The 19,704-nt window shown below is 65.0% G+C and carries 16 protein-coding genes; 5 read left to right on the forward strand and 11 right to left on the reverse strand.

Annotation, left to right across the window (positions count from 1 at the left end; translation table 11 throughout):
- Positions 1-15: 15 nt before the first annotated feature.
- The 8 genes from proX to ABIC94_RS03955 form a co-directional block, all read right to left on the reverse strand.
- Entirely contained in the window at positions 16-1,020 is a 1,005-nt protein-coding gene (gene proX / locus ABIC94_RS03920; protein WP_354371463.1) for a glycine betaine/L-proline ABC transporter substrate-binding protein ProX, read from the reverse strand.
- Between the two features lie 23 nt (positions 1,021-1,043).
- Positions 1,044-2,216 carry a glycine betaine/L-proline ABC transporter permease ProW gene (proW, locus tag ABIC94_RS03925; protein ID WP_354371464.1) on the reverse strand — a complete coding sequence of 391 codons (1,173 nt, stop codon included), beginning with the start codon at positions 2,214-2,216 and terminating at the stop codon, positions 1,044-1,046.
- A gap of 21 nt (positions 2,217-2,237) precedes the next feature.
- Positions 2,238-3,500, reverse strand: a complete 1,263-nt coding sequence (gene proV, locus ABIC94_RS03930; RefSeq protein ID WP_354371465.1) for a glycine betaine/L-proline ABC transporter ATP-binding protein ProV — start codon at positions 3,498-3,500, stop codon at positions 2,238-2,240.
- A 512-nt stretch (positions 3,501-4,012) separates the two neighbouring features.
- Positions 4,013-4,642 carry an Imm8 family immunity protein gene (locus ABIC94_RS03935; RefSeq protein ID WP_354371466.1) on the reverse strand — a complete coding sequence of 210 codons (630 nt, stop codon included), beginning with the start codon at positions 4,640-4,642 and terminating at the stop codon, positions 4,013-4,015.
- Positions 4,643-4,752: 110 nt separating this feature from the next.
- A complete protein-coding gene (locus ABIC94_RS03940; protein ID WP_354371468.1) occupies positions 4,753-5,172 on the reverse strand; it encodes a hypothetical protein in 420 nt (139 codons plus the stop codon).
- An 8-nt stretch (positions 5,173-5,180) separates the two neighbouring features.
- Complete coding sequence (locus ABIC94_RS03945; RefSeq protein WP_354371469.1) at positions 5,181-9,665, reverse strand: RHS repeat-associated core domain-containing protein; 4,485 nt, start codon at positions 9,663-9,665, stop codon at positions 5,181-5,183.
- A gap of 4 nt (positions 9,666-9,669) precedes the next feature.
- Positions 9,670-10,113, reverse strand: coding sequence for a DcrB-related protein (locus ABIC94_RS03950; protein WP_354371470.1), 444 nt, complete (start codon positions 10,111-10,113; stop codon positions 9,670-9,672).
- Positions 10,114-10,116: 3 nt separating this feature from the next.
- Positions 10,117-12,099, reverse strand: a complete 1,983-nt coding sequence (locus ABIC94_RS03955; RefSeq protein WP_354371471.1) for a type VI secretion system Vgr family protein — start codon at positions 12,097-12,099, stop codon at positions 10,117-10,119.
- Positions 12,100-12,427: 328 nt separating this feature from the next.
- On the opposite strand from ABIC94_RS03955, the gene fumC reads away from it, so the two are divergent.
- On the forward strand, positions 12,428-13,822 hold the full coding sequence (fumC, locus tag ABIC94_RS03960) for a class II fumarate hydratase (RefSeq protein WP_354371472.1): 1,395 nt from the start codon (positions 12,428-12,430) through the stop codon (positions 13,820-13,822).
- Between the two features lie 45 nt (positions 13,823-13,867).
- Here fumC and ABIC94_RS03965 read toward each other — a convergent pair whose 3' ends face one another.
- Complete coding sequence (locus ABIC94_RS03965; protein ID WP_354371473.1) at positions 13,868-14,485, reverse strand: NAD(P)-dependent oxidoreductase; 618 nt, start codon at positions 14,483-14,485, stop codon at positions 13,868-13,870.
- A gap of 101 nt (positions 14,486-14,586) precedes the next feature.
- On the opposite strand from ABIC94_RS03965, the gene ABIC94_RS03970 reads away from it, so the two are divergent.
- The gene (locus tag ABIC94_RS03970; RefSeq protein WP_354371474.1) at positions 14,587-15,504 is read left to right on the forward strand and encodes a LysR family transcriptional regulator; all 918 of its coding nucleotides are present in this window, start codon (positions 14,587-14,589) and stop codon (positions 15,502-15,504) included.
- A gap of 16 nt (positions 15,505-15,520) precedes the next feature.
- On the opposite strand, the gene ABIC94_RS03975 is transcribed toward ABIC94_RS03970, so the two are convergent.
- Positions 15,521-16,159 carry a YqhA family protein gene (locus ABIC94_RS03975; protein ID WP_354371475.1) on the reverse strand — a complete coding sequence of 213 codons (639 nt, stop codon included), beginning with the start codon at positions 16,157-16,159 and terminating at the stop codon, positions 15,521-15,523.
- Positions 16,160-16,312: 153 nt separating this feature from the next.
- On the opposite strand from ABIC94_RS03975, the gene acs reads away from it, so the two are divergent.
- Both acs and ABIC94_RS03985 read left to right on the forward strand, forming a co-directional pair.
- Positions 16,313-18,313, forward strand: coding sequence for an acetate--CoA ligase (acs, locus tag ABIC94_RS03980; RefSeq protein ID WP_354371476.1), 2,001 nt, complete (start codon positions 16,313-16,315; stop codon positions 18,311-18,313).
- Between the two features lie 141 nt (positions 18,314-18,454).
- Positions 18,455-18,955 carry a LapA family protein gene (locus ABIC94_RS03985; protein ID WP_354371477.1) on the forward strand — a complete coding sequence of 167 codons (501 nt, stop codon included), beginning with the start codon at positions 18,455-18,457 and terminating at the stop codon, positions 18,953-18,955.
- 55 nt (positions 18,956-19,010) lie between these two features.
- Here the strand turns inward: ABIC94_RS03985 and ABIC94_RS03990 are convergent, their stop codons facing one another.
- Complete coding sequence (locus tag ABIC94_RS03990; protein WP_354371478.1) at positions 19,011-19,316, reverse strand: c-type cytochrome; 306 nt, start codon at positions 19,314-19,316, stop codon at positions 19,011-19,013.
- A 106-nt stretch (positions 19,317-19,422) separates the two neighbouring features.
- Between ABIC94_RS03990 and ABIC94_RS03995 the strand changes: the two genes are divergently transcribed.
- Positions 19,423-19,671 (forward strand): TIGR04438 family Trp-rich protein, encoded by a 249-nt coding sequence (locus tag ABIC94_RS03995; protein ID WP_354371479.1) that lies wholly within the window; start codon positions 19,423-19,425, stop codon positions 19,669-19,671.
- Positions 19,672-19,704: the final 33 nt, after the last annotated feature.

Here is a 19,704-nt window from a genome sequence, read left to right on the forward strand (position 1 = left end):
CTCAGCCGCCGCGTTCTACCTTGCGGCGGCCCGGGCTTCCTCGATCCAGCCGTCGAACAGCGGCCGGTGCACCCGGATCCAGCCGTCGGTGTGGCGTTCCAGGTCTTGCTGGGTGTTGGCGCCCTGGCTCATGCGCAGGTTCTGGGCGTTGATGTCGCCGATCGGCAGTTTCATCACCTCGAACAGCCTCCCCGCGGCCGGGTTTTTCTCGACGAAGGCCTTGTTGGCGACGATCTGCTCCTGGTTGGCCTGGAAGCCGTAGTTCCTGCCGTTGGGGAGCTGCGTGTCCGCGTTTCCGCCCTGGGAGGACGAGAAGGGCACCTGCAGCCACACCACGTCCTTGCCCGGGCGCAGCACGGCGCTCACCCAGTACGGCGTCCACGTGTAGTACAGCACCGGCTTGTCCTGCTTGAAGCGGGCGATGGTGTCGGCCATCAGCGCGGCGTAGCTGCCCTGCTTGTGGGTGACGGTTTCGCGCAGCTGGTAGGCCGCCAGGTGGTTCTCGATGGCCAGCTCGCAGCCCCAGCCGGGGTTGCAGCCCGTCAGGTCGGCCTTGCCGTCGCCGTCTGCGTCGAACAGCTTGGCGATGGCCGGGTCCTTCAGCTGTGCGATGTTCGTGATGTTGTATTGCTCGGCCGTCTTGCGGTCGATGAGGTAGCCCTGCACGGCGCCGTCCGAGTACACGCCCTTGCGCGAGAGCTTGGCGTCGCCGCCGCTGTTCTTGTAGAAATCGGCGTGCAGCAGGCTCCAGTGGTTGGCCATGAAAGTGGCGTCGCCGTTGGCGATGGCCAGGTGCTCGGTGGCGGGCTCCAGGTCTTTCATGGGCAGAGCGGTGTAGCCGAGCTTTTCGAGCGCGCGCATCACCAGCAGTGTCTGGAACGCCTCTTCGGCGAGCGAGCTCTTGAGCGGCTGCACGGTCACGCCCTTGCCGGGCAGGTCGTTGGCCGCCTGCGCGGCCATGCCGCAGGCCACGAAACCGAGGGCCAGAAGACTTCGTGCGATGAGAGGGGTTTTCTTCATGCGTTGGATTCCTTCGTGGGCGCTCATTGCGCTTGGGTGGACAGGGCAGGTACGGGCTCGTTCGCGTTGTGCGACGGCGAGCTCACCAGGCGCTGCAACAGATGCAGCGCAAAGCCGGCCGGACCGGTGTGCCACCAGCGCCGCCCGGCGCTGCGGCGCGACTTGCCCATCGCCTGCGTCAGCCGGTCGAGCGAGATCGCCAGCAGCACGATGCCCAGTCCGCCCACGGTCGCCAGGCCCATGTCGAGGCGCCCGATGCCGCGCAGCACCATCTGGCCGAGGCCGCCCACGGCGATCATCGAGGCGATCACCACCATCGACAGCGACAGCATCAGCGCCTGGTTGATGCCCGCCATGATCGACGGCATGGCCAGCGGAAGCTGCACCTTCACGAGCATCTGCCAGGGCGAGGCTCCGTAGGCGCGCGCGGCCTCGATCAGGTCGGGCCGCACCTGGCGCAGGCCCAGGTTGGTCAGCCGCACCAGCGGTGCCAGCGCGAAGATGATCGTCACGATCACGCCCGGCACGTTGCCGATGCCGAACAGCATCACCACCGGCACGAGGTAGACGAAGGCCGGCGTGGTCTGCATCGCATCGAGCACCGGGCGCGTGAGGCGCTGGGCGCGGTCGCTGCTGGCCAGCAGCACGCCGAGCGGCAGGCCGATGACCATGCAGAACACGAGCGAGGTCAGCACCAGCGACAAGGTCACCATGGCCTCGGGCCAGATGCCCAGCATGGCCACGAGCAGCAGCGCCACCGTGGTGCCGATGGCGAGCGCGCGGCCGGCGAACTGCCAGGCGAACAGGCCGATGAGGGCGATCATGGCCAGCGTCGGCAGGCCGGTCAGCAGGCTCTGCACCCAGTTCAGCGTGCTGTCGATGGGCAGGCGCACGGTCTGGAAGAACGGGCGGAAATGCGCGACCACCCAGCCGAGACCCTGGTTGATCCAGGATTCGACGGGCAGGGAACCGTCCCAGAGGCGGTGCAGCTGGAGGCCGCTGGTGGTGGCGTCGCCCGATCCGGCGAGCTGGTGGGTTACGTCGACGGGCGCGTCGAGCCAGGCGCTCGTTGCGGAGGCGTCGGGTGCGGCGGACAGTGCGGCCCACGGGTCGACCGGCGCGGTCGCCTGCGGGGCCACTGCGGTGGCGGCATCGTTCAAGGGCGTGAATTCGGAGGGCAGTGCGGTGTCGTTCATCAATGGATCCTTCGAAATCGGTCAGGCAACGGCCACGACGGCCGCAGCAGGGATGGGTTGCTGAGGCTGGTGAGTCGGGTCGATCGGCGGCGTGTCGCGGTCGAGGAACTTCAGCAGCGTCGTCTTGCTGATCGCACCGCAAAAGCGGCCGTCGCCGGCCACCACCGGCACCGCGCACGGTGCCTGGCCCACTTGGCCGATCAGCCCGGCCACGGGCGCATCGGCTTCGATCACGCCCAGGTCGCTCAGGTACGCGTGGCGCAGGCCCAGCGGGCCCGAATGCCCGTCGAGCGCCGCGCGCAGCGTGTCGGCCGACACGGTGCCCAGGTAGCGCTTGTTCGGGCTGGTGACATAGGCGAAGTCGCGGTCCTGGTCTTCCAGCACCTTGAGTGCCGCGCGCGCACCGCGCTCGGGGTGCTCGCACACGACGGTGAGCGACTTGCGCGCGATGTCCGCCGCCTTGAACACGGCCGCCGCATCCACGCCGCGCACGAAGCTGCGCACGTAGTCGTCGGCGGGGCTGCGCAGAATCTCGTCGGGCGTGCCGACCTGGATCACCTGGCCGTCTTTCATGATCGCGATGCGGTCGCCGATGCGCATGGCTTCGTCGAGGTCGTGCGAGATGAAGACGATGGTGCGGCGCTGTTCCTGCTGCAGCCGCAACAGCTCCGACTGCATCTCGGTGCGGATGATCGGGTCGAGCGCCGAGAAGGCCTCGTCCATCAAGAGGATCGACGGGTCGGAGGCCAGCGCGCGGGCCAGGCCCACACGCTGCTGCATGCCGCCGGAGAGCTCGTCGGGGTAGCTGTCGCCCCAGCCCGCGAGGCCCACCTGCGCGAGCGCCAGGTCGGCCTGCGCGAGACGCTCCTTCTTGTTCGTGCCCGACAGTTCGAGGCCGAACGCGGTGTTCTCGCGCACCGTCATGTGCGGCATCAGCGCGAACGACTGGAACACCATGCTGATGTCCTTGCGGCGCAGCGCGCGCAGCTTGGCGTCGGAGTGCTCGTTGATGTCGGCGCCGTCGATCACGATCCGGCCCGCGGTCGGCTCGATCAGCCGGTTCAGCAAACGCACCAGCGTCGACTTGCCCGACCCCGAGAGACCCATGATGACGAAAATCTCGCCAGCCTGGATCTCGAAGGTGGCATCGAACACGCCGATCGACTGGCCCGTTTGCGCAAGGATTTCCTTCTTCGAAAAACCTTGCCGGACCAGCTCGAGCGCCTGCTCGGGCGAATCGCCGAACACCTTGAAAACATGGTCGATGAGAATTCCTTTGGCCATACGCCGGGGCTCCTTGTGTGATGGTTGGACACAGCGCCGCCCCGAAGAGCGGCAACGGCCACGCCATCAGCCGATGGGCAGGCTGAACACAGAGCGCGAGAAAAACGCGTGCAATGGCCCGGCGAGCCTTCGGGGCTGCCGACAGGCACTGAAGACGACGTGGCGACGAAACCAGTGCCCGCCGAATGGTGGCGTGGCAGTGGGACCGGAAAGATCCGGCCGGTTGGCCGGGCAGGGCCCGGCGAGGCAACCCTGCACCGCGACGGGATTCGGAGATCCGCGAGTAGTGCAGGTCAGATCTGCGAAGTCATCATGACTTGCTGATCGTCGTTAGCTTTGGATTATAACTTTTTGGTATGAAGGGGTCAAGCCTGCCATCTGCAATGGAATCGGCGGGAGAACTGACAACCCTGCGAATTTCAGCGATTTACGGAAGGGTTGGCGGCATTCATTCCTATCGCAGGGTCTTGAGACCTCTGAAGATTTCAGGATCAATCAGGAAAGAAGTGCGCTCATGAATTCTCATGAATGTAGTCTTCGTATTCCCAGGCGAAATAGCGCTGCAATGCGAGGCACGAATCGTCCCAGTTATCTCGGTCGCATTTCTCGAGAATGCCCTCGATGCTGCTTCTTAGAAGCTCGTAGTCGAATTTCTCGATAACCATGACCCGACGGTCCACGATCAAGAAGCCCTTTGCCCTGCGTCGCAAGGCTTCAGGCGTTGCGACCTTCACATAGAAAAGGTTCGAGCCTTTTTCCCCATCGCTCATTCCGATGCTGAGATCGATCGCGGTATAGGTGTCCTCGAGCGTCCTGGGACGCCACTGGTCGAGTGGGTCGGTCATCGTCGAAAACATATCGTGCAGGACGAGGTGGTTTCCATATTTTCGCATGGCTGATTCGATGAATTTCGACCGGAGACATCGCAGTTTTTGCACGAAATCCTTCAAGTCCAATTTCCATTCCTGCGAATTTATTTTGCCGAAATGAAGGCCGATGCCTTTTTGTGTCGCATCCACTCGGGAAATATCTGCCAATTTCTCTGTTCTTCGTCCGAGGTGATCGAATAGAAAAAACAACAACTCTACGTGCAGCGCCTGCTTTGCGTGCAGCAATTTCCAGATGATTTTCTCTTCTTCCACGAAGAAAAGTTCATCCTCATTTGAATGCCTAGTAGCGGACCAACCCGCGCACTCCAGAGTTTTTTTTGTAATTCGATCAGATGGGCTCGAGTCATTGGAGGCTGATTTCTTCAAATCAGGAAGACCGAAAGATGTTCGAAGACGTGATCCAGTTGCAAGTAATCCGTGAGTTGATCGAAATCATCGAAACCGTCTGGGAGTGGTAAACCAATTCCCTCGATCCCATCCACAACCACCGCACCACCCCATGCGATCTGGGTGCTGGAGTGCTTGAGTACATCCCTCACCGTCATGCCAGCCCAGAGTTTGTCAAGATAACTTCCTTTAAATTTGGAATTGCACATTACGGAATAGATCAGCCGATTTTCATCATGACCGATGGTGATGAGTCCGGCATCAAGCGTCACGATGTTATCTGAGAAATCCACAGTATAGTCCGAGGAGAATTTCGAAATAACTTGATCAACGGAGGTGTTCAGCAGGATTCCTCCGAGAGATTTTCCGGGGATGATTTCGGGTGTCAATTTCATTTTATGATCTAAATAGGTGAATTCATAAGTACGCCGTCGACATATACTGGGCTGTCAACGATTTTGTCGTATTTCGTAAAGCCGCCGTGGCCGATTCGTCCTTGAACTTCGCCGTTCCTATACACTTTCCAGTAGTCTGACTTATGAGTCGCGTTGGGGCCACCTGGGTGGTAATCAAGGACATCCTTGTTTCCGCTCTTGGTCATACGCGTATATCGAGTATGGGGTGTCGCATTGGGGCTGGTCCTGTGCACATTTGGTGTGAAGCCCTTCTGACGCAAATAGGCATCGACCTGATTCGGCTTCTTTCCACTGAGCGTTTTGACCCATCGCTTGGCTATGCCATTTCGCCGATTAAATGCCTTCCCGCAGACCCAGCCCCACGGATCCGTCCATCCAATGGGGTTGGGTGCGTACTGATATAGATTAGAGCTGCCACTCAATCCAATGGGATCGGTTGTCGTAAACCTCCCCACATCCGGATCAAAGAACCGAAAGGTGTTGTAGTGCAACCCTGTCTCGCGATCAAGGTACTGCCCCTGGAACCGCAGGTTCTGCGGCGCCAGCTGCGCCGGGTGGTATTCCTCCTGAACCGTATTGCCCCACACCCGGTAGCGCGCTTGCCATAGCAGCTGGCCCTGTGCGTCGGTCATTTCCTCCGGTGCGCCGTTGGCGTCGACATGGAAGTGCAGGATGTGCTGGTGCGCGCCGATGCCGTCCACCCGCGCAAGAGGCTCGTAGCTGTCTTCGTCGACGTAAAGGTACAGGCTCTGCTGGCTCGCGCTGCGCTCCCCCGCGAGGCGCATGCCGTCCCAGAGAAACTCTGTTGTGCCCACGATGCGGCCGTCGGCGCGCACGTGCGTCTTGCCGATGCGTCGGCCGATCGGGTCGTAGTCGAAGCGCACGGTGCTCGCGCCGTTGCGGTCCTGGATGTCGACCGCCACCAGCCGGTGCTCGCTGTCGTAGCGGAAGCGCTGCACTGTGTGGTGCCCGATGCGCTTGCAGCGCAGGCGGCCGAAGCGGTCCCAGTCGAAGCGCTTGTCCTGATAGACGCGCAGGCGGTTGTTTTGCACGTAGCCGGCGCTGCCGCCTTCGCCCGTGGCGGTGGAACCGTCGCCGTCGAGCAGGTTTGCGGCCTGGTCGTAGCGGAAGGTCTCGGCAGGCACGCCGGGGTTGGCCTGGTGGTACTGGGCCTGCAGGATGCGACCGGTGGCGTCGTAGCGCAGCGACTGGCGGCGCTCGGGGGGCAGGGTGCCGCCGGCGCCCACGCCGCGGCCCTGCAGGTCGACCAGGCCTGCATGGCCGCCGTGGCGGCTGCGGGCGCGCACGATCAGGTTGTCGGCGAAGTCGTAGCTGTAGGTCTTGTCGAGCAAGCCGCTGGCCGGGGCCCGTCCGTTGGCATTGCCGGTCAGCCGCTGCCGGCGGTGGGTGAGGCGGCCGGCGCGGTCGTACCCGGTGGCGGTGGCAATGCGGCCCTGGCTGCGCAAGACCTCGCGGTGCAGGCCGTCGCGCTCGAAGTCGCTGACGACCTCGCCGTCGAGGTTGATCTGGTGCAGGTGGCCCGAGCCGTAGTACAGCCGGTTGATGCGGCGGCCGTCCGGCAGGCGGGTGCTCAGCAGGTTGCCGAGTTCGTCGTAGGCATGCTGCAGCGCGCCGCCTGCATTGCTTTCCTGCGTAAGCCGGCCCACGGCGTCGTACGTGAAGGCGAGGCGCTGCCGGGCGCCTTGCGCATCGGTGCGCTCGATGGCCAGCAACTGGTCCGCCGCGTCCCATTGGTAGCGGGTGGTGGCGTCGCCGGTGTTCTTGGCGAGCAGGCGGCCGACGGCGTCGCGCTCGAGGCGGTGGACGATGGGCGCGTCATCGCCAGGCGCGGCCAGCGCTTCGTTGGCGGCGCCGGATCCGGTCGGCGGTTCATCGGCCGCATCGGCCGGTGCCGGGACCCAGGCCACCTCGGTGACTTCGCCCAATGCGTCGTACCCATAGCGGCGCGCGCCGCCGTCGATATCGGTCTGCGCGCGCAGCCGGTCGCCCTCGTCCCAGTCGAAGCGGTAGGCCTGGCCGTTCTCGTTGTGCAGGGCGGTGAGCCGGCCGTAGGCGTCGTAGTCGAAGCGCACGTGCCGGCCCATCGGGTCGCGGCGTTCGCGCACCTCGCCGCCGGCGTCGCGCTGGTAGGCGGTGCTCTGCCCGGCGGGGTTGGTGAAGGCTTGCAGGAGGCCCGCACGGTCGCGCGCGTAGCTTTCGGTGCGGCCGTCGGGCAACTGCACCTGCAACAGGCGGCCACGCGCGTCGTGCCGGTAGTGCGTGCTTTCGCCGAGGGCGTCGGTCACCGACTGCATGTGGCCCATGGCGTCCCAGGCGAAGCGGGTGCGCTGGCCGGAGCAATCGATGTGTTCCCGCAGCAGGCCGCGTTCGTCCCAGCGCAGGTGCTTGTGCTTGCCGGTGGCGTCGGTGATGCGCACGATTTCGCCGCGCGTGCCGTGCGCGTACACGGTGCGCTGGCCCAGCGGGTCGACTTCGGCCACGCAGTTGCCGTGCGCGTCGTACACGTAGCGCCAGGCGCGGCCGGCGGCGTCCACTTCGGCGAGCGGCAGCGCCGCGAACTCGAGCCAAGTGGTCGACGCGGTGAGGCCCAGCGGATCGGTCTCGCCCGCCAGATTGCCCGAGGCGTCGTAGCTGCAGCGCCAGATGCCGCCTTTCGGGTCGACGGCGCCCAGCACTTGCCCGTCATCGTTCCACTCGAAGCGCCAGGTGTGGCCGAGCGCATCGGTGTGGCGGGTGACCTGGTAGCCGGCGTCCCATTCGCGTTCGACGCGGCGGCCCAGGCCGTCGATGGCGACGGTGAGGCCGGCGGCCAGGTCGTAGTCGAAGCGGTATTCGTCGCCGAGATCGCTGCGGTAGCGCGTCACGCGCCACTCGGTGCCCCTCGGCCCGATGAGCTCGCTCCACGCGTAGTGGCTCTGAAGGCCGGTAGGCAACTCGTGCATCACCATGCGGCGGCCGCTGTCGTAGGCGAAGCGACGCACCACCTGGCCGGTGGCGTCGATGACCTGCGCAAGGTCGCCCGCGGCGTCGTACGCGTAGCGCGCAAGCACCGCGCGCTCGTGCTGCGCCGTCTCGACGCGCTCGATACGTTCCACGCGCTGCGGGTGGACGGCGGAGTGAAAGAGGGCGATGCGCGTCGGGCCTTCCTGCTCCTCGATGCCGCACAGCCGCCCCTGTTCGTCATACCGCAGGTGCAGGATGTTCTCGTTGCGGTCCCCCAGCATCGCCAGGCGCAGGCGCGCGGTGTCGTGCGGGTCCTGTTCGAACAGGCGGTAGAGGCCGTCCATGCTCTCGACCACCATGCGGCCGTCTTCCGCGCGGCGGAACGCGAGGCCCTCGCCGGCGTTGAAGAAGGCGTCGGGCGCGGCGACCGGGCCCAGTCCCAGGCGTCGGCCCTGCTCGTCAACGTAGACAAGCTGCTGGCCGCCGTCGGGGTGCGCGTCCAGCACGATTTCGACTTCGAACGGCACGCTCCAGCCCGCGCCGAAGAGCCCGCCTGTGCGCGCGTCGCGGCTGTTGTAGAAGCGTTGCCACTCGATGGGCAGCACGCCCGGCAGGCTGAAGTCGAGATCGTCTTCCTCGCCCAGCACCTTCGCGCCGGTGGGCGCATGCACCGGCCGCGGCGACCCGAAAGCCGCATTCATCGCCTGGCCCGCCACCACCGACGCCCCCATGCCAAGGGCCATGCAGGGCAGTTGCCTGAGCAGGTTGCGCGGATTGCCGCGCAGGAGCATGAGCGCGGTGATGGCCAGCGCGACGCCGGGCGTCTTGCCGCTGCGGATCTCGCGCACCACCACCGGCGGTCCGCCAATGCGCACGTTGTGCGACACGCGCCGCCCGGCGGCGTTGTCGCTCACGGTGGCCTCGCAGGTGCTGCGGTCCTTGCTGCGCACCGCGGGCTGGCTGTTAATGTAGACCTTGCTGGAGCCTTCCGCGAGGTACTGCTCCTCCATCGGCGGATGCTTCTCGCAGTCGATCTTGTCGTCGTCGCAGGGCACGGCGCGCGGGTCGGGCGCGGCGACCGTGGGCTTCCACATCTGCGAGAAGAAGTTGCCGACCTTGTCCAGAAAGCCCGGCTCCGGCGCGGGCGAGGGCTCCACGCTGGCGCTGTGGTCGATCATGCCGGCGGCGCGCGCGGCCGGCTTGTCGTTGGTGTGGGTGTCGGGCGAGCCGGTGCGTATCCACGCCTGCTCGGAGGGTGGGAAGAGCGCGTTGCCTATGTCGTCGCAGACGGCTGTGATCTGGTCGCCCGCGCCGTAGGCGAGCGCCGCCCCCACGACGGCGCCGAGCACGACCGCACCGACCCCGCAGGTCAGGCCGGTGATCGCGCAGGCCAATGCGCCTGCGGCGGCGTAGGCGGTGAATTCGAGCGCTCCCGAGACCAGGTCGGCCCAGAAGCTCGTGTGCAGCAGCGGATCGCCTTCGCGCGCCGCCCAGAGTGCGTCGCTCATCGCTTCAGGCGGCAGTGGGTTCGGGCGCGGTGAAGACCAGGCTCGCCTTGATCGCCGTCCAGTGCGCCAGGTCGGCGTTGGTGAGCGGCTCGGCCTTCACGTAGCTCAGCGCCAGCATCACCGCCGTGCCCGGCAGGGTGCAGGCCAGCTGGTACTGGAAGACCTTCTCGGGCCCACGCACGAACTGGTTGCGAATCTCGATGCCCGGGATGTCCGAATCGGGCCCGACCGTGACAGCCTGCCGGTCGTGAAAGTGAAAGTTCTTGACCTGTTGCGACAGCCGCTTCATCTGCTGGTCGAAGCTCTGCTCGAGCGTGCTCGCCTCGAGCGCGCCGCGCGTGATGACGAGCGTGCTCGCGAGGGCGGGAAACTTGACGATGTTGACCGTCATGTCCTGGTGCCCGGTGTCGGGCAGCGCGACGCGGAAATCGTGGGTGAGGTAGTCCATGGCTCAGGCCTCCGGCGGAAACTGGGCGTCGACCTTGCCGCGGATCGTTCCTTGCTGGCCTTCGCCGCCGGGTGCGGTGCCTGCGCCGCCGCCGGGCATGTTCAGGTCGAGGATCTGCGCGAGCGTGTTGATCTGCCCGCTCTCGGAGGCCGTGATGTTGAAGGCCTTGCACGTCAGGTTGACCTGGCCGCTCGCGTTGAGCTCGATCACGCTCTCGCCGCACACCAGGCGGATCTGCTGGCCCGCCTCCATGGTGTAGGTGGTGGTGGCCGAGTCGGACTTGCTCGCGCCCACCAGCACGGTGTCGCTGCCCTTCACGGTGCGTGTGCGGCTGCCGCCGATGGTGATGGTCTCGGCCATGTCCACCGTTTCGGTCCGGTTCTTGTGGATGGTGCTGGTCTCGTTGCCGTCGATGGTCTTGGTGCGGTCGTTGCCGACCCACTTGGTCTCGTCGTTCTCGACCTCGGTGAGCTGGTCTTTCTGCGCATGCAGCCACAGTTGCTCGGCACCGGCCTTGTCCTCGAAGCGGATCGCGTTGGCAGCGTCCGGCGAGCCGCCCTGCGAAGAGCGGGTGAGGGTGCCGCTCTGCGTCTTGTTGGCGGGCAGGTCCCACGGCGGCATCTGCATGGCGTTGTAGACGCGGCCGGTGACGATGGGGCGGTCGGGGTCGCCGTTGATGAAATCGACGATCACCTCCTGCCCGATGCGCGGCACGTGCATCGTTCCGAAGTTGCCGCCCGCCCAGGTTTGCGACACGCGGATCCAGCAGGACGAGTTCTCGTCCATCTTGCCGTAGCGGTCCCACTGGAACTGCACCTTGATGCGGCCGTACTGGTCGGTGTAGATCTCTTCTCCCGCGGGCCCGACGACCACGGCGGTTTGCGGGCCGGTGGTGCGCGGCTTGGGCGTTACGCGCGGGGTGCGGTAAATGGCGCTGTCGGGCAGCACTTCGAAGGTCTGGCGGTAGCTGGTGTTGCCGGTGGCTTCCGCATAGGCGGCGCCGTCGGCTCCATCGGTGCGCAGCGCGTTTTCCTGGAAGTCGCAAGTGACGGCTTCGATCAGGTGGCGCCGGTTTTCCGCTTCGAGCGGGTGGCGGGTGAGTTCGAAAAAATAGCCGGGCGCCATGTGGCGCAGGTTGCCACGGCCCTGCAGCAGTTCGCGCCGGGCGGCTTGCTGCTCGACCCGCACGCGGGCGTAGTTTTCGCCGTCGCCCACCTCGGTGTAACCGCCGGGCCATTCGTACATCTCGTAGCTGTCGCGGCTGTGGCCGGCGGGCGACTGCCGCAGCGTGTCGATCTCGGCGTTCGGCTTCATGAAGTCGTAGTCGTCGGCCGCGAAATGACCCGAGGCGATGTCCTCGCTGTGGCTCAGGGTGTCGATGAAGTCCTGCTCCGGAATCTGCGCGGCCAGCACACCCGCGTGATAAGGGATGCGCGCAGGCCCGGCAGGCAGGTTGGCATGCGAATCCATGGCGTCGCACAAAACGAGGCTGTGGCTGCCCTTGCGGTGCGAGAAGAAGTAGTAAATGCCCTCGAGCTCCATCAGGCGGCTGACGAAGTTGAAGTCGGTCTCCCCGTACTGCACGCAGTAGTCCCAGTTGCGGTAGCTGCCGACGAGCTTCACGTCGATGTCGAAACCGTAGGGCGCCAGCACTTCCTGCAGGATTTCCGGCACCGTCCTGAACTGGAAGATCTTGAAGTTGGACCGGCGGCTTGCGTACCAGAGCCAGGGGCGCAGCACGGCCTCGTGCACATGCATGTCGCCGTCGTCCTTGCCGACGTAGCTGAATTGAGTGACCTGTCCGCTGACGAATCGCGCGCCCGAGTCGCCCGACGCACTGGCCAGGTTCACTTCGACGCTCATGTCCTGGCCGAGCATGGCCTTGGCGGAAACGGCGGCGTCGCCGACCAAGCGGACCCTGTATTCGAAAAGTGTGGAAATCCGTTCCTCGCCGCTCATGGCACGGAACAAAAGACGGTCGTTCATCGCGCTATGGGCGACGAAACTTCGAGTCATTGCGATCCTCCCTGTCAACCTCGAATTGGCAATCAAAGCGCTGCTTTTCCGGCGCACTTTGCCACAATCTTTAACGATTCGGAGCAGGACTCGGGAAGGCTAAAGGTTCGGGAATTTCGAAATTAAATATTTGTATTTAATTTATTCGAATATTTGTTTTCTTTGGATTTAATTCTTTGGCGCGTCGGCTTGCGTCCTCTTGCGTCCTTCCTCCCAGGTGCGCCGAATTCCACCCAAATGATAGTGCCTCTCATCTAGGCCATACTGCCGGCTCCTTGTACTCCGACACAGCAACCGCATGACCACCAATGCCACGCGCGCCGAGCGCGACACCTTCGGACCGATCGACGTGCCGGCCGACAAGCTGTGGGGTGCGCAGACCCAGCGTTCGCTGCAAAACTTCGACATCTCCGGCGAGCAGCAGCCGCGCGAGATCATCAAGGCGCTGGCGCAGGTCAAGCGCGCTTCGGCCGTGGTCAACCATGCCCTGGGCCTGCAGGACGAGAAGAAAACCAAGGCCATCGTGGCTGCGGCCGATGAAGTCATCGCGGGCAAGCACCCGGGCGAGTTTCCGCTGGTGGTGTGGCAGACCGGCTCGGGCACGCAGACCAACATGAACGTCAACGAGGTGCTGGCCAACCGCGCGAGCGAACTGCTCGGCGGCGAGCGCGGGGAAGGGCGCCTCGTGCACCCGAACGACGACGTGAACCGCAGCCAGTCGAGCAATGACGTGTTCCCCACCGCCATGCACGTGGCGGCCGTCGAGGCCATCACGCACAAGCTGCTGCCGGCCATTGCCAAGCTGCGCGGCACGCTGGAACAGAAGTCGAAGGACTTCGCCGACATCGTGAAGATCGGCCGCACCCACTTGCAAGACGCCACGCCCCTCACGCTGGGCCAGGAGTTCTCGGGCTACGTGGCGCAACTGGCGCACGGCGAGGCGCATGTGCGCGCCGCGCTGCCGCACCTGAGCGAACTGGCGCTGGGCGGAACGGCCGTGGGCACCGGCCTCAACGCGCCGAAGGGCTATGCGGAGCAGGTGGCCGCCGAACTGGCGAAGATCACGGGCCTGCCGTTCGTCACCGCTCCGAACAAGTTCGAAGCCATGGCCAGCGTCGATGCGCTGGTGCACGCCCACGGCGCGCTCAAGACGCTCGCCGCCAGCATGAACAAGATCGCCAACGACGTGCGCTGGCTCGCGAGCGGCCCGCGCAGCGGCATCGGCGAACTGAGCATTCCCGAGAACGAGCCCGGCTCGTCGATCATGCCGGGCAAGGTCAACCCGACCCAGAGCGAAGCCGTCACGATGCTGGCCGCGCAGGTGTTCGGCAACGACGTGGCCATCAACATCGGCGGCGCTTCTGGCAACTTCGAGCTGAATGTGTTCCGCCCGATGGTGGCGCACAACTTTCTGCAGAGCGTGCGCCTCCTGGCCGACGGCATGGTGAGCTTCAACGACCACTGCGCGGTGGGCATCGAGCCGAACCGCGAGCGCATCACGGAGCTGGTGCAGCGCTCGCTGATGCTGGTGACGGCGCTCAACACGCACATCGGCTACGACAAGTCGGCCTACATCGCGAAGAAGGCGCACAAGGAGGGCACGAGCCTGCGGGAAGCCGCGATTGCTTCGGGGCACCTCACGGCCGAACAGTTCGACCAGTGGGTGATTCCGGAAAACATGACGGGCCATTGATTTGGGCCGCCCCATGAAAAAAGGACCCGAGGGTCCTTTTTGTTTTCAGTAGCCGATGGTGTAGCGCTGGCGTGAGTGCGCGGGCTTTTCGAGCTCGTCGATGAACGCGATCGCGTAGTCCTCGAAGGTGATCCAACTGCGGCCTTCGGCGCTCACCAGCAGGTCGTCCTTGCCGAGGCGGAATTTGCCGGTGCGCTCGCCTTCGACGAACTCGGCGGAGGGCGAGAGAAAGGTCCAGTCGAGTTCCTTCTCATTGCGCAGCGCGTCGAGGAACACGCCGCCGGCCGTGGCTTCGGCCCGATAGGCATCGGGGAAGTTCGGCGTGTCGATCACCTTCAGGCCGGGTGCCGCGAACAGGCTGCCGGCGCCGCCGACCACCAGCAGGCGCTTCACGCCTGCGCGCTTGACGGGCTCGACGATCGCTGCGGGCGGCACGGTGGAGAAGTGGGCGGCGCTGAACACGGCGTCATGGCCGGCCAGTGCCTTTTCGAGCGCGGGCGCGTCGAGCACGTCCACGTCGACAGCCTTCACATTGGCGCGGCCCGACAGCTTTTCGCTGGCCTTGCGCGCAATGCCCGTTACCGTGTGGCCGCGGCGCAATGCTTCTTCGAGAAGGCGGCCGCCGGCGCGTCCGGTGGCGCCGATGATGGCGATGTGGCTCATGAATGCTCCTGAATGGTTGAGGCGATGAAACGCATCTTAGGTTTCTGGTTTCGAAAGAAATACCTCGATTTCCGCGCTTCTTTATTCCTAAAATCGTTCAAATGGATCGTTTGAACGCAATGCGGGTCTTCGTGACCGTGGTGGACTCGGGCAGCCTTTCGGCTGCAGCCGACAAGCTCGACCTCTCCCGGCCGGTGGTGACGCGCTACGTGGCCGAGCTCGAGCAATGGACCGGCGCACGCCTCTTGCACCGCACCACGCGCCGGCTGAGCCTGACGGCGGCGGGCGAGGAACTGCTGCCGCGCTGCCGCCAGGTGCTCGAACTGGCGGGCGACATGCAGGCGGCGGTGCGGCACCCGGCCGAGGCGCCGCGCGGCCAGTTGCGCATCACGGCGAGCACCTCGTTCGCACAGGCGCAGTTGGCCGATGCCGTGGCCGACTACGTGCGCCTCTATCCGGGCGTGGCGGTCGACTTGGTGCTGCTGGACCGGGCGGTGAACCTGGTGGACGAGCGCATCGACCTCGCGATTCGGGTGGCGGTAGAGCTCGATCCCAATCTCATCGCGCGGCGGCTCACCGATTGCCGCTCGGTGGTGTGCGCCTCGCCGGCCTATCTGAAGGAGCACGGCGAACCGCTGCGCGTGGAGGAACTGGCCCAGCGCAACTGCCTCACGCATTCGTACTTCGGACGCAGCCTCTGGAACTTCACGCGCAAGGACGACGGCACGCCGGTCGCGGTGGCCGTCGGCGGCAACGTGTCGACCAACGATGCCGCGAGCCTGATGCAGCTTGCGCGGGCAGGGGCGGGCATCACGATGTTGCCGACCTACCTGACGTCATGCCTTTTGAAGTCAGGCGAACTGGTTCGGTTGTTTCCGGAATTCGAGCCGCAGGTGGTGGGCATGTATGCGGTGTACGCCTCGCGCAAGCACATGCCGGCCACGCTGCGCACGATGCTCGATTTTCTGGCCGGGCGATTCACCGAGGTGCCGGCCTGGGACGCGCCGCGCGCCGGGTAGGGCGCGGGCCTGTTCTTCAGTGGGGAGCGCCGGGCTTGGAGGCGTTTCCGGTCATCAGCTTGTCGGTATAGGCGATGGCGATGGCCGACAGCAGGAAGGTGATGTGGATCACCGTCTGCGCAATCAGCACGCGGTCGGTGTAGTTGTCCGCGTTGATGAAAGTCTTCAGCAGGTGGATCGAGCTGATGCCGATGATGGCCGTGGCCAGCTTCACCTTGAGCACCGAGGCGTTCACGTGGCTCAGCCATTCGGGCTGGTCGCGGTGGCCTTGCAGGTCCATGCGGCTCACGAAGGTCTCGTAGCCGCCCACGATCACCATGATGAGCAGGTTGGAGATCATCACCACGTCGATCAGCGCCAGCACCACCAGCATGATCACCGTTTCGTTGAGCGTGCCCACCGGCGCGGCGGTCTTGTAGCCGATGCTGGTGATCAGCGCCTGCAGCGCCTCCTTGTTGCCGAAGGCGGCTTCGACAAGGTGCAGCAGCTCGACCAGGAAGTGCACCACGTACACCGCCTGCGCCACGATCAGGCCCAGGTACAGCGGCAGCTGCAGCCAGCGGCTGGCAAAAATCAGCTTGGGCAGCGGCCGAAGCGGCGAGCCACGGGCTGGTACGGGCGGGTTCCGGGTATCGAAAGGGTCTGGAGCGGACATCGGGAGGGAGATTGGGAACGACCGGCGATTCTAGGGTGCCCCCATGTCCGACTCGTGATAACCCTGCGAACTAATATCGGACCATCAGCGATCCGTCAGTGACCCGTAAGTGGGTCCGCCGACATTACGGCCGCACCTACCCAGGAGACAAGAATGAGCAGCAGCGCATCCAAGAACATCGAATCCGTTCTGGTCGAGAACCGTGTGTTCCCGCCCGACACCCGCGCCACCGAAGGCGCCCGCATTGCCAGCATGGCCGCCTACGATGCGCTGTGCAAGGAAGCCGAGCAGGATTTCGAAGGTTTCTGGACCCGCCAGGCCCAGGCCAACCTGACCTGGACCAAGCCCTTCACCCGCACGCTCGACGAATCGAAGGCTCCGTTCTACGAATGGTTCGGCGACGGCGAGCTCAATGCCAGTGCCAACTGCCTCGACAAGCACATCGGCACGCCGGTCGAGAACAAGACCGCCATCGTCTTCGAGGCCGACGACGGCACCGTTACCAATGTCACCTACAAGGAACTGCTCGGCCGTGTGAGCCAGTTCGCCAACGCGCTCAAGGCCGCGGGCATCCAGAAGGGCGACCGCGTCATCATCTACATGCCGATGACGATCGAGGGCGTGATCGCCATGCAGGCGTGCGCGCGCATCGGCGCCACGCACAGCGTGGTGTTCGGCGGCTTCTCGGCCAAGGCGCTGCAGGAACGCATCATCGACGCGGGTGCGGTGGCCGTCATTACCGCCAACTACCAGCTGCGCGGGGGCAAGGAACTGCCGCTCAAGGCCATCGTGGACGACGGCATTGCGATGGGCGGTTGCGAGTCGATCAAGACCGTGTTCGTGTACGAGCGCACGCCATCCGCATGGAACCGCGTCGAAGGCCGCGACAAGACCTTTGCCGAGGCGCTGAAGGGCCAGAGCACCGACTGCCCGCCCGTGCCGGTGAACGCCGAGCATCCGCTTTTCATCCTCTACACCTCGGGCTCCACCGGCAAGCCCAAGGGCGTGCAGCACGCCACCGGCGGCTACCTGCTATGGGCGAAGATGACGATGGACTGGACCTTCGACATCAAGCCTGAAGACGTGTTCTGGTGTACCGCCGACATCGGCTGGATCACCGGCCACACCTATGTGGCCTACGGCCCACTCGCGGCCGGCGCCACGCAGGTGGTGTTCGAGGGCATTCCCACGTTCCCGCATGCGGGCCGCTTCTGGCAGATGATCGAGAAGCACAAGGTGTCGGTGTTCTACACCGCGCCCACCGCCATCCGCTCGCTCATCAAGGCAGCCGAAGGCGACGAGAAGGTGCACCCGAAGAACTGGGACTTGACGAGCCTGCGCATCCTCGGCTCCGTGGGCGAGCCCATCAATCCCGAAGCCTGGATGTGGTACCACCGCAATATCGGCGGCGAGCGTTGCCCGATCGTCGACACCTTCTGGCAGACCGAAACCGGCGGCCACGTCATCACGCCGCTGCCGGGCGCAACGCCGCTGGTGCCGGGCTCGTGCACCTTGCCGCTGCCGGGCATCATGGCCGCCATCGTCGACGAAACCGGCAAGGACCTGCCCAACGGCGCGGGCGGCATGCTCGTCATCAAGCGGCCGTGGCCCTCGATGATCCGCACCATCTGGAATGACCCCGAGCGCTTCAAGAAGAGCTACTTTCCCGAAGAGATGGGCGGCACCATTTACCTCGCGGGAGACGGTGCCGTGCGCAGCGCAGACCGCGGTTATTTCCGCATCACCGGGCGCATCGACGACGTGCTCAACGTGTCGGGCCACCGCCTCGGCACGATGGAAATCGAATCGGCGCTGGTCTCCAAGACCGACCTCGTGGCCGAAGCCGCCGTGGTCGGCCGGCCCGACGACGTGACGGGCGAGGCGATTTGCGCTTTTGTCGTGCTCAAGCGCAGCCGCCCGACCGGGGAGGAGGCCAAGCAGATCGCCAACGAGCTGCGCGCCTGGGTCGCCAAGGAAATCGGGCCCATCGCAAAGCCGAAGGACATCCGCTTTGGCGACAACCTGCCCAAGACGCGCAGCGGCAAGATCATGCGCCGCCTGCTGCGCAGCATCGCCAAGGGCGAAGCCATCACGCAGGACACGTCCACGCTCGAAAATCCTGCAATTCTGGAACAGTTGTCACAGACCAATTGATTCGATCTGTAGGACATGGCCGTTAGTGGGAAGCAGGGGCCGTTGCGGCTCGCGGCCTGAGGTACAACCGGCGGAGTTGCCATGCGCCTCGATGCGCATGGCGGAATCCGTTGTGTTCGATCCTTCCGAAGGAGGCCCCCCATGGGCGTGAGATCTGCTTTCCTGTTTGCCATTCTGCTGCTGATCGCGGCCCTTGCCGCGCTCAACTGGGGCACGCTGTCGACGCCCGTGCCGGTCTCGCTGGGCTTCATGACCGTTTCCGCGCCGCTGGGCCTGATGATGCTGGGGCTCACGGTCGCCCTCGGCGTGTTCTTTCTGGTTTACGTGCTGTACCTGCACAGCTCGGTGCTGCTGGACGCCAAGCGCCACAACAAGGAAATGCAAGTCCAGCGCGACCTTGCCGACAAGGCCGAGGCTTCACGCTTTACCGAGCTGCGCAACTTCCTGGAAGCACAGGAAAACAAGCACATGGCGCAAAACGCCGAGCGGCATGCCGCATTGCTGACGCGGCTGGGGCAGGTCGAGACCGTGGTCCGCCAGCGTTCGGAGCAATCGGACAACACCGTGGCCGCACACATCGGCCAGCTCGAAGACCGCATCGAGCGCCGGCCGCTGCCCACGGACATCGATCCGCGGGTTTGAATCGTGTTGAATGCGGGCCTGGCCGAGCGCCGGCCCGAGGCGCATCAGTGCGTCATCAGCGCGCCAGCAGCACCCAGGCCGCGAGCTTCTTGGCGTCGGCTTCGCTGACCTGATTGTTGGCCGGCATCGGCACCGGGCCCCACACGCCCGAACCACCCTTGATGATCTTCGTCGCGAGCATGTCGACCGCACCGGCGTTGCCCTTGTACTTGGCGGCAATGTCCTTGAAGGCGGGGCCGAGCACCTTGCGGTCGACCGCGTGACAGCTCATGCAGTTTTTCGACGTGGCCAGGGCCAGGTCGGCAAAGGCGGGCGCAGCCAGGCCAAGGCCCAAAAGCGCGAACGACAAGAGTCTTTTCATGGGGGTCTGTTCGTAATGGCTGAGTTACATTCGATGTAACGCGATTGTAGGTAGCGCCGTGCACCGGCGCCCGGAAGCGTTTCCAACAAAACCCGAGGGATTCGCGATGCTTTTTCTGCTGTTGGGCCTGCTGGGCATAGGCCTCAAATACTTCGAAGTGGGCATGGTTGCCGGCTGGAGCTGGTGGATCGTGCTGTCGCCGTTCGCGCTGGCCGTGGCGTGGTGGGCCTGGGCCGATTCGTCGGGCTACACGAAGCGCAAGGTCATCGAGCGCGAAGAGCGGCGCAAACAGGCGCGCATCGACCGCCAGCGCAACAACATGGGCTTGCCGCCCAACAAGCGCCCGAAGCGCTGACACCCGAACCGGGCGGCACCACACGCTGCATGC

It is taken from the genome of Variovorax paradoxus (genome assembly GCF_040544635.1).
In the GTDB taxonomy this organism is placed as follows: domain Bacteria; phylum Pseudomonadota; class Gammaproteobacteria; order Burkholderiales; family Burkholderiaceae_C; genus Variovorax; species Variovorax paradoxus_R.

Bases quoted from the DNA above. Each gene is read 5' to 3' on its own strand.
- acs (WP_354371476.1), top strand. From the start codon at position 16,313: ATGAGCAGCAGCGCATCCAAGAACATCGAATCCGTTCTGGTCGAGAAC.
- ABIC94_RS03970 (WP_354371474.1), top strand. From the start codon at position 14,587: ATGGATCGTTTGAACGCAATGCGGGTCTTCGTGACCGTGGTGGACTCG.
- ABIC94_RS03985 (WP_354371477.1), top strand. From the start codon at position 18,455: ATGGGCGTGAGATCTGCTTTCCTGTTTGCCATTCTGCTGCTGATCGCG.
- ABIC94_RS03995 (WP_354371479.1), top strand. From the start codon at position 19,423: ATGCTTTTTCTGCTGTTGGGCCTGCTGGGCATAGGCCTCAAATACTTC.
- ABIC94_RS03990 (WP_354371478.1), bottom strand. From the start codon at position 19,316: ATGAAAAGACTCTTGTCGTTCGCGCTTTTGGGCCTTGGCCTGGCTGCG.
- ABIC94_RS03940 (WP_354371468.1), bottom strand. From the start codon at position 5,172: ATGAAATTGACACCCGAAATCATCCCCGGAAAATCTCTCGGAGGAATC.
- ABIC94_RS03965 (WP_354371473.1), bottom strand. From the start codon at position 14,485: ATGAGCCACATCGCCATCATCGGCGCCACCGGACGCGCCGGCGGCCGC.
- proX (WP_354371463.1), bottom strand. From the start codon at position 1,020: ATGAAGAAAACCCCTCTCATCGCACGAAGTCTTCTGGCCCTCGGTTTC.
- proV (WP_354371465.1), bottom strand. From the start codon at position 3,500: ATGGCCAAAGGAATTCTCATCGACCATGTTTTCAAGGTGTTCGGCGAT.
- ABIC94_RS03950 (WP_354371470.1), bottom strand. From the start codon at position 10,113: ATGGACTACCTCACCCACGATTTCCGCGTCGCGCTGCCCGACACCGGG.
- fumC (WP_354371472.1), top strand. From the start codon at position 12,428: ATGACCACCAATGCCACGCGCGCCGAGCGCGACACCTTCGGACCGATC.
- ABIC94_RS03955 (WP_354371471.1), bottom strand. From the start codon at position 12,099: ATGAACGACCGTCTTTTGTTCCGTGCCATGAGCGGCGAGGAACGGATT.
- ABIC94_RS03945 (WP_354371469.1), bottom strand. From the start codon at position 9,665: ATGAGCGACGCACTCTGGGCGGCGCGCGAAGGCGATCCGCTGCTGCAC.
- ABIC94_RS03975 (WP_354371475.1), bottom strand. From the start codon at position 16,159: ATGTCCGCTCCAGACCCTTTCGATACCCGGAACCCGCCCGTACCAGCC.
- proW (WP_354371464.1), bottom strand. From the start codon at position 2,216: ATGAACGACACCGCACTGCCCTCCGAATTCACGCCCTTGAACGATGCC.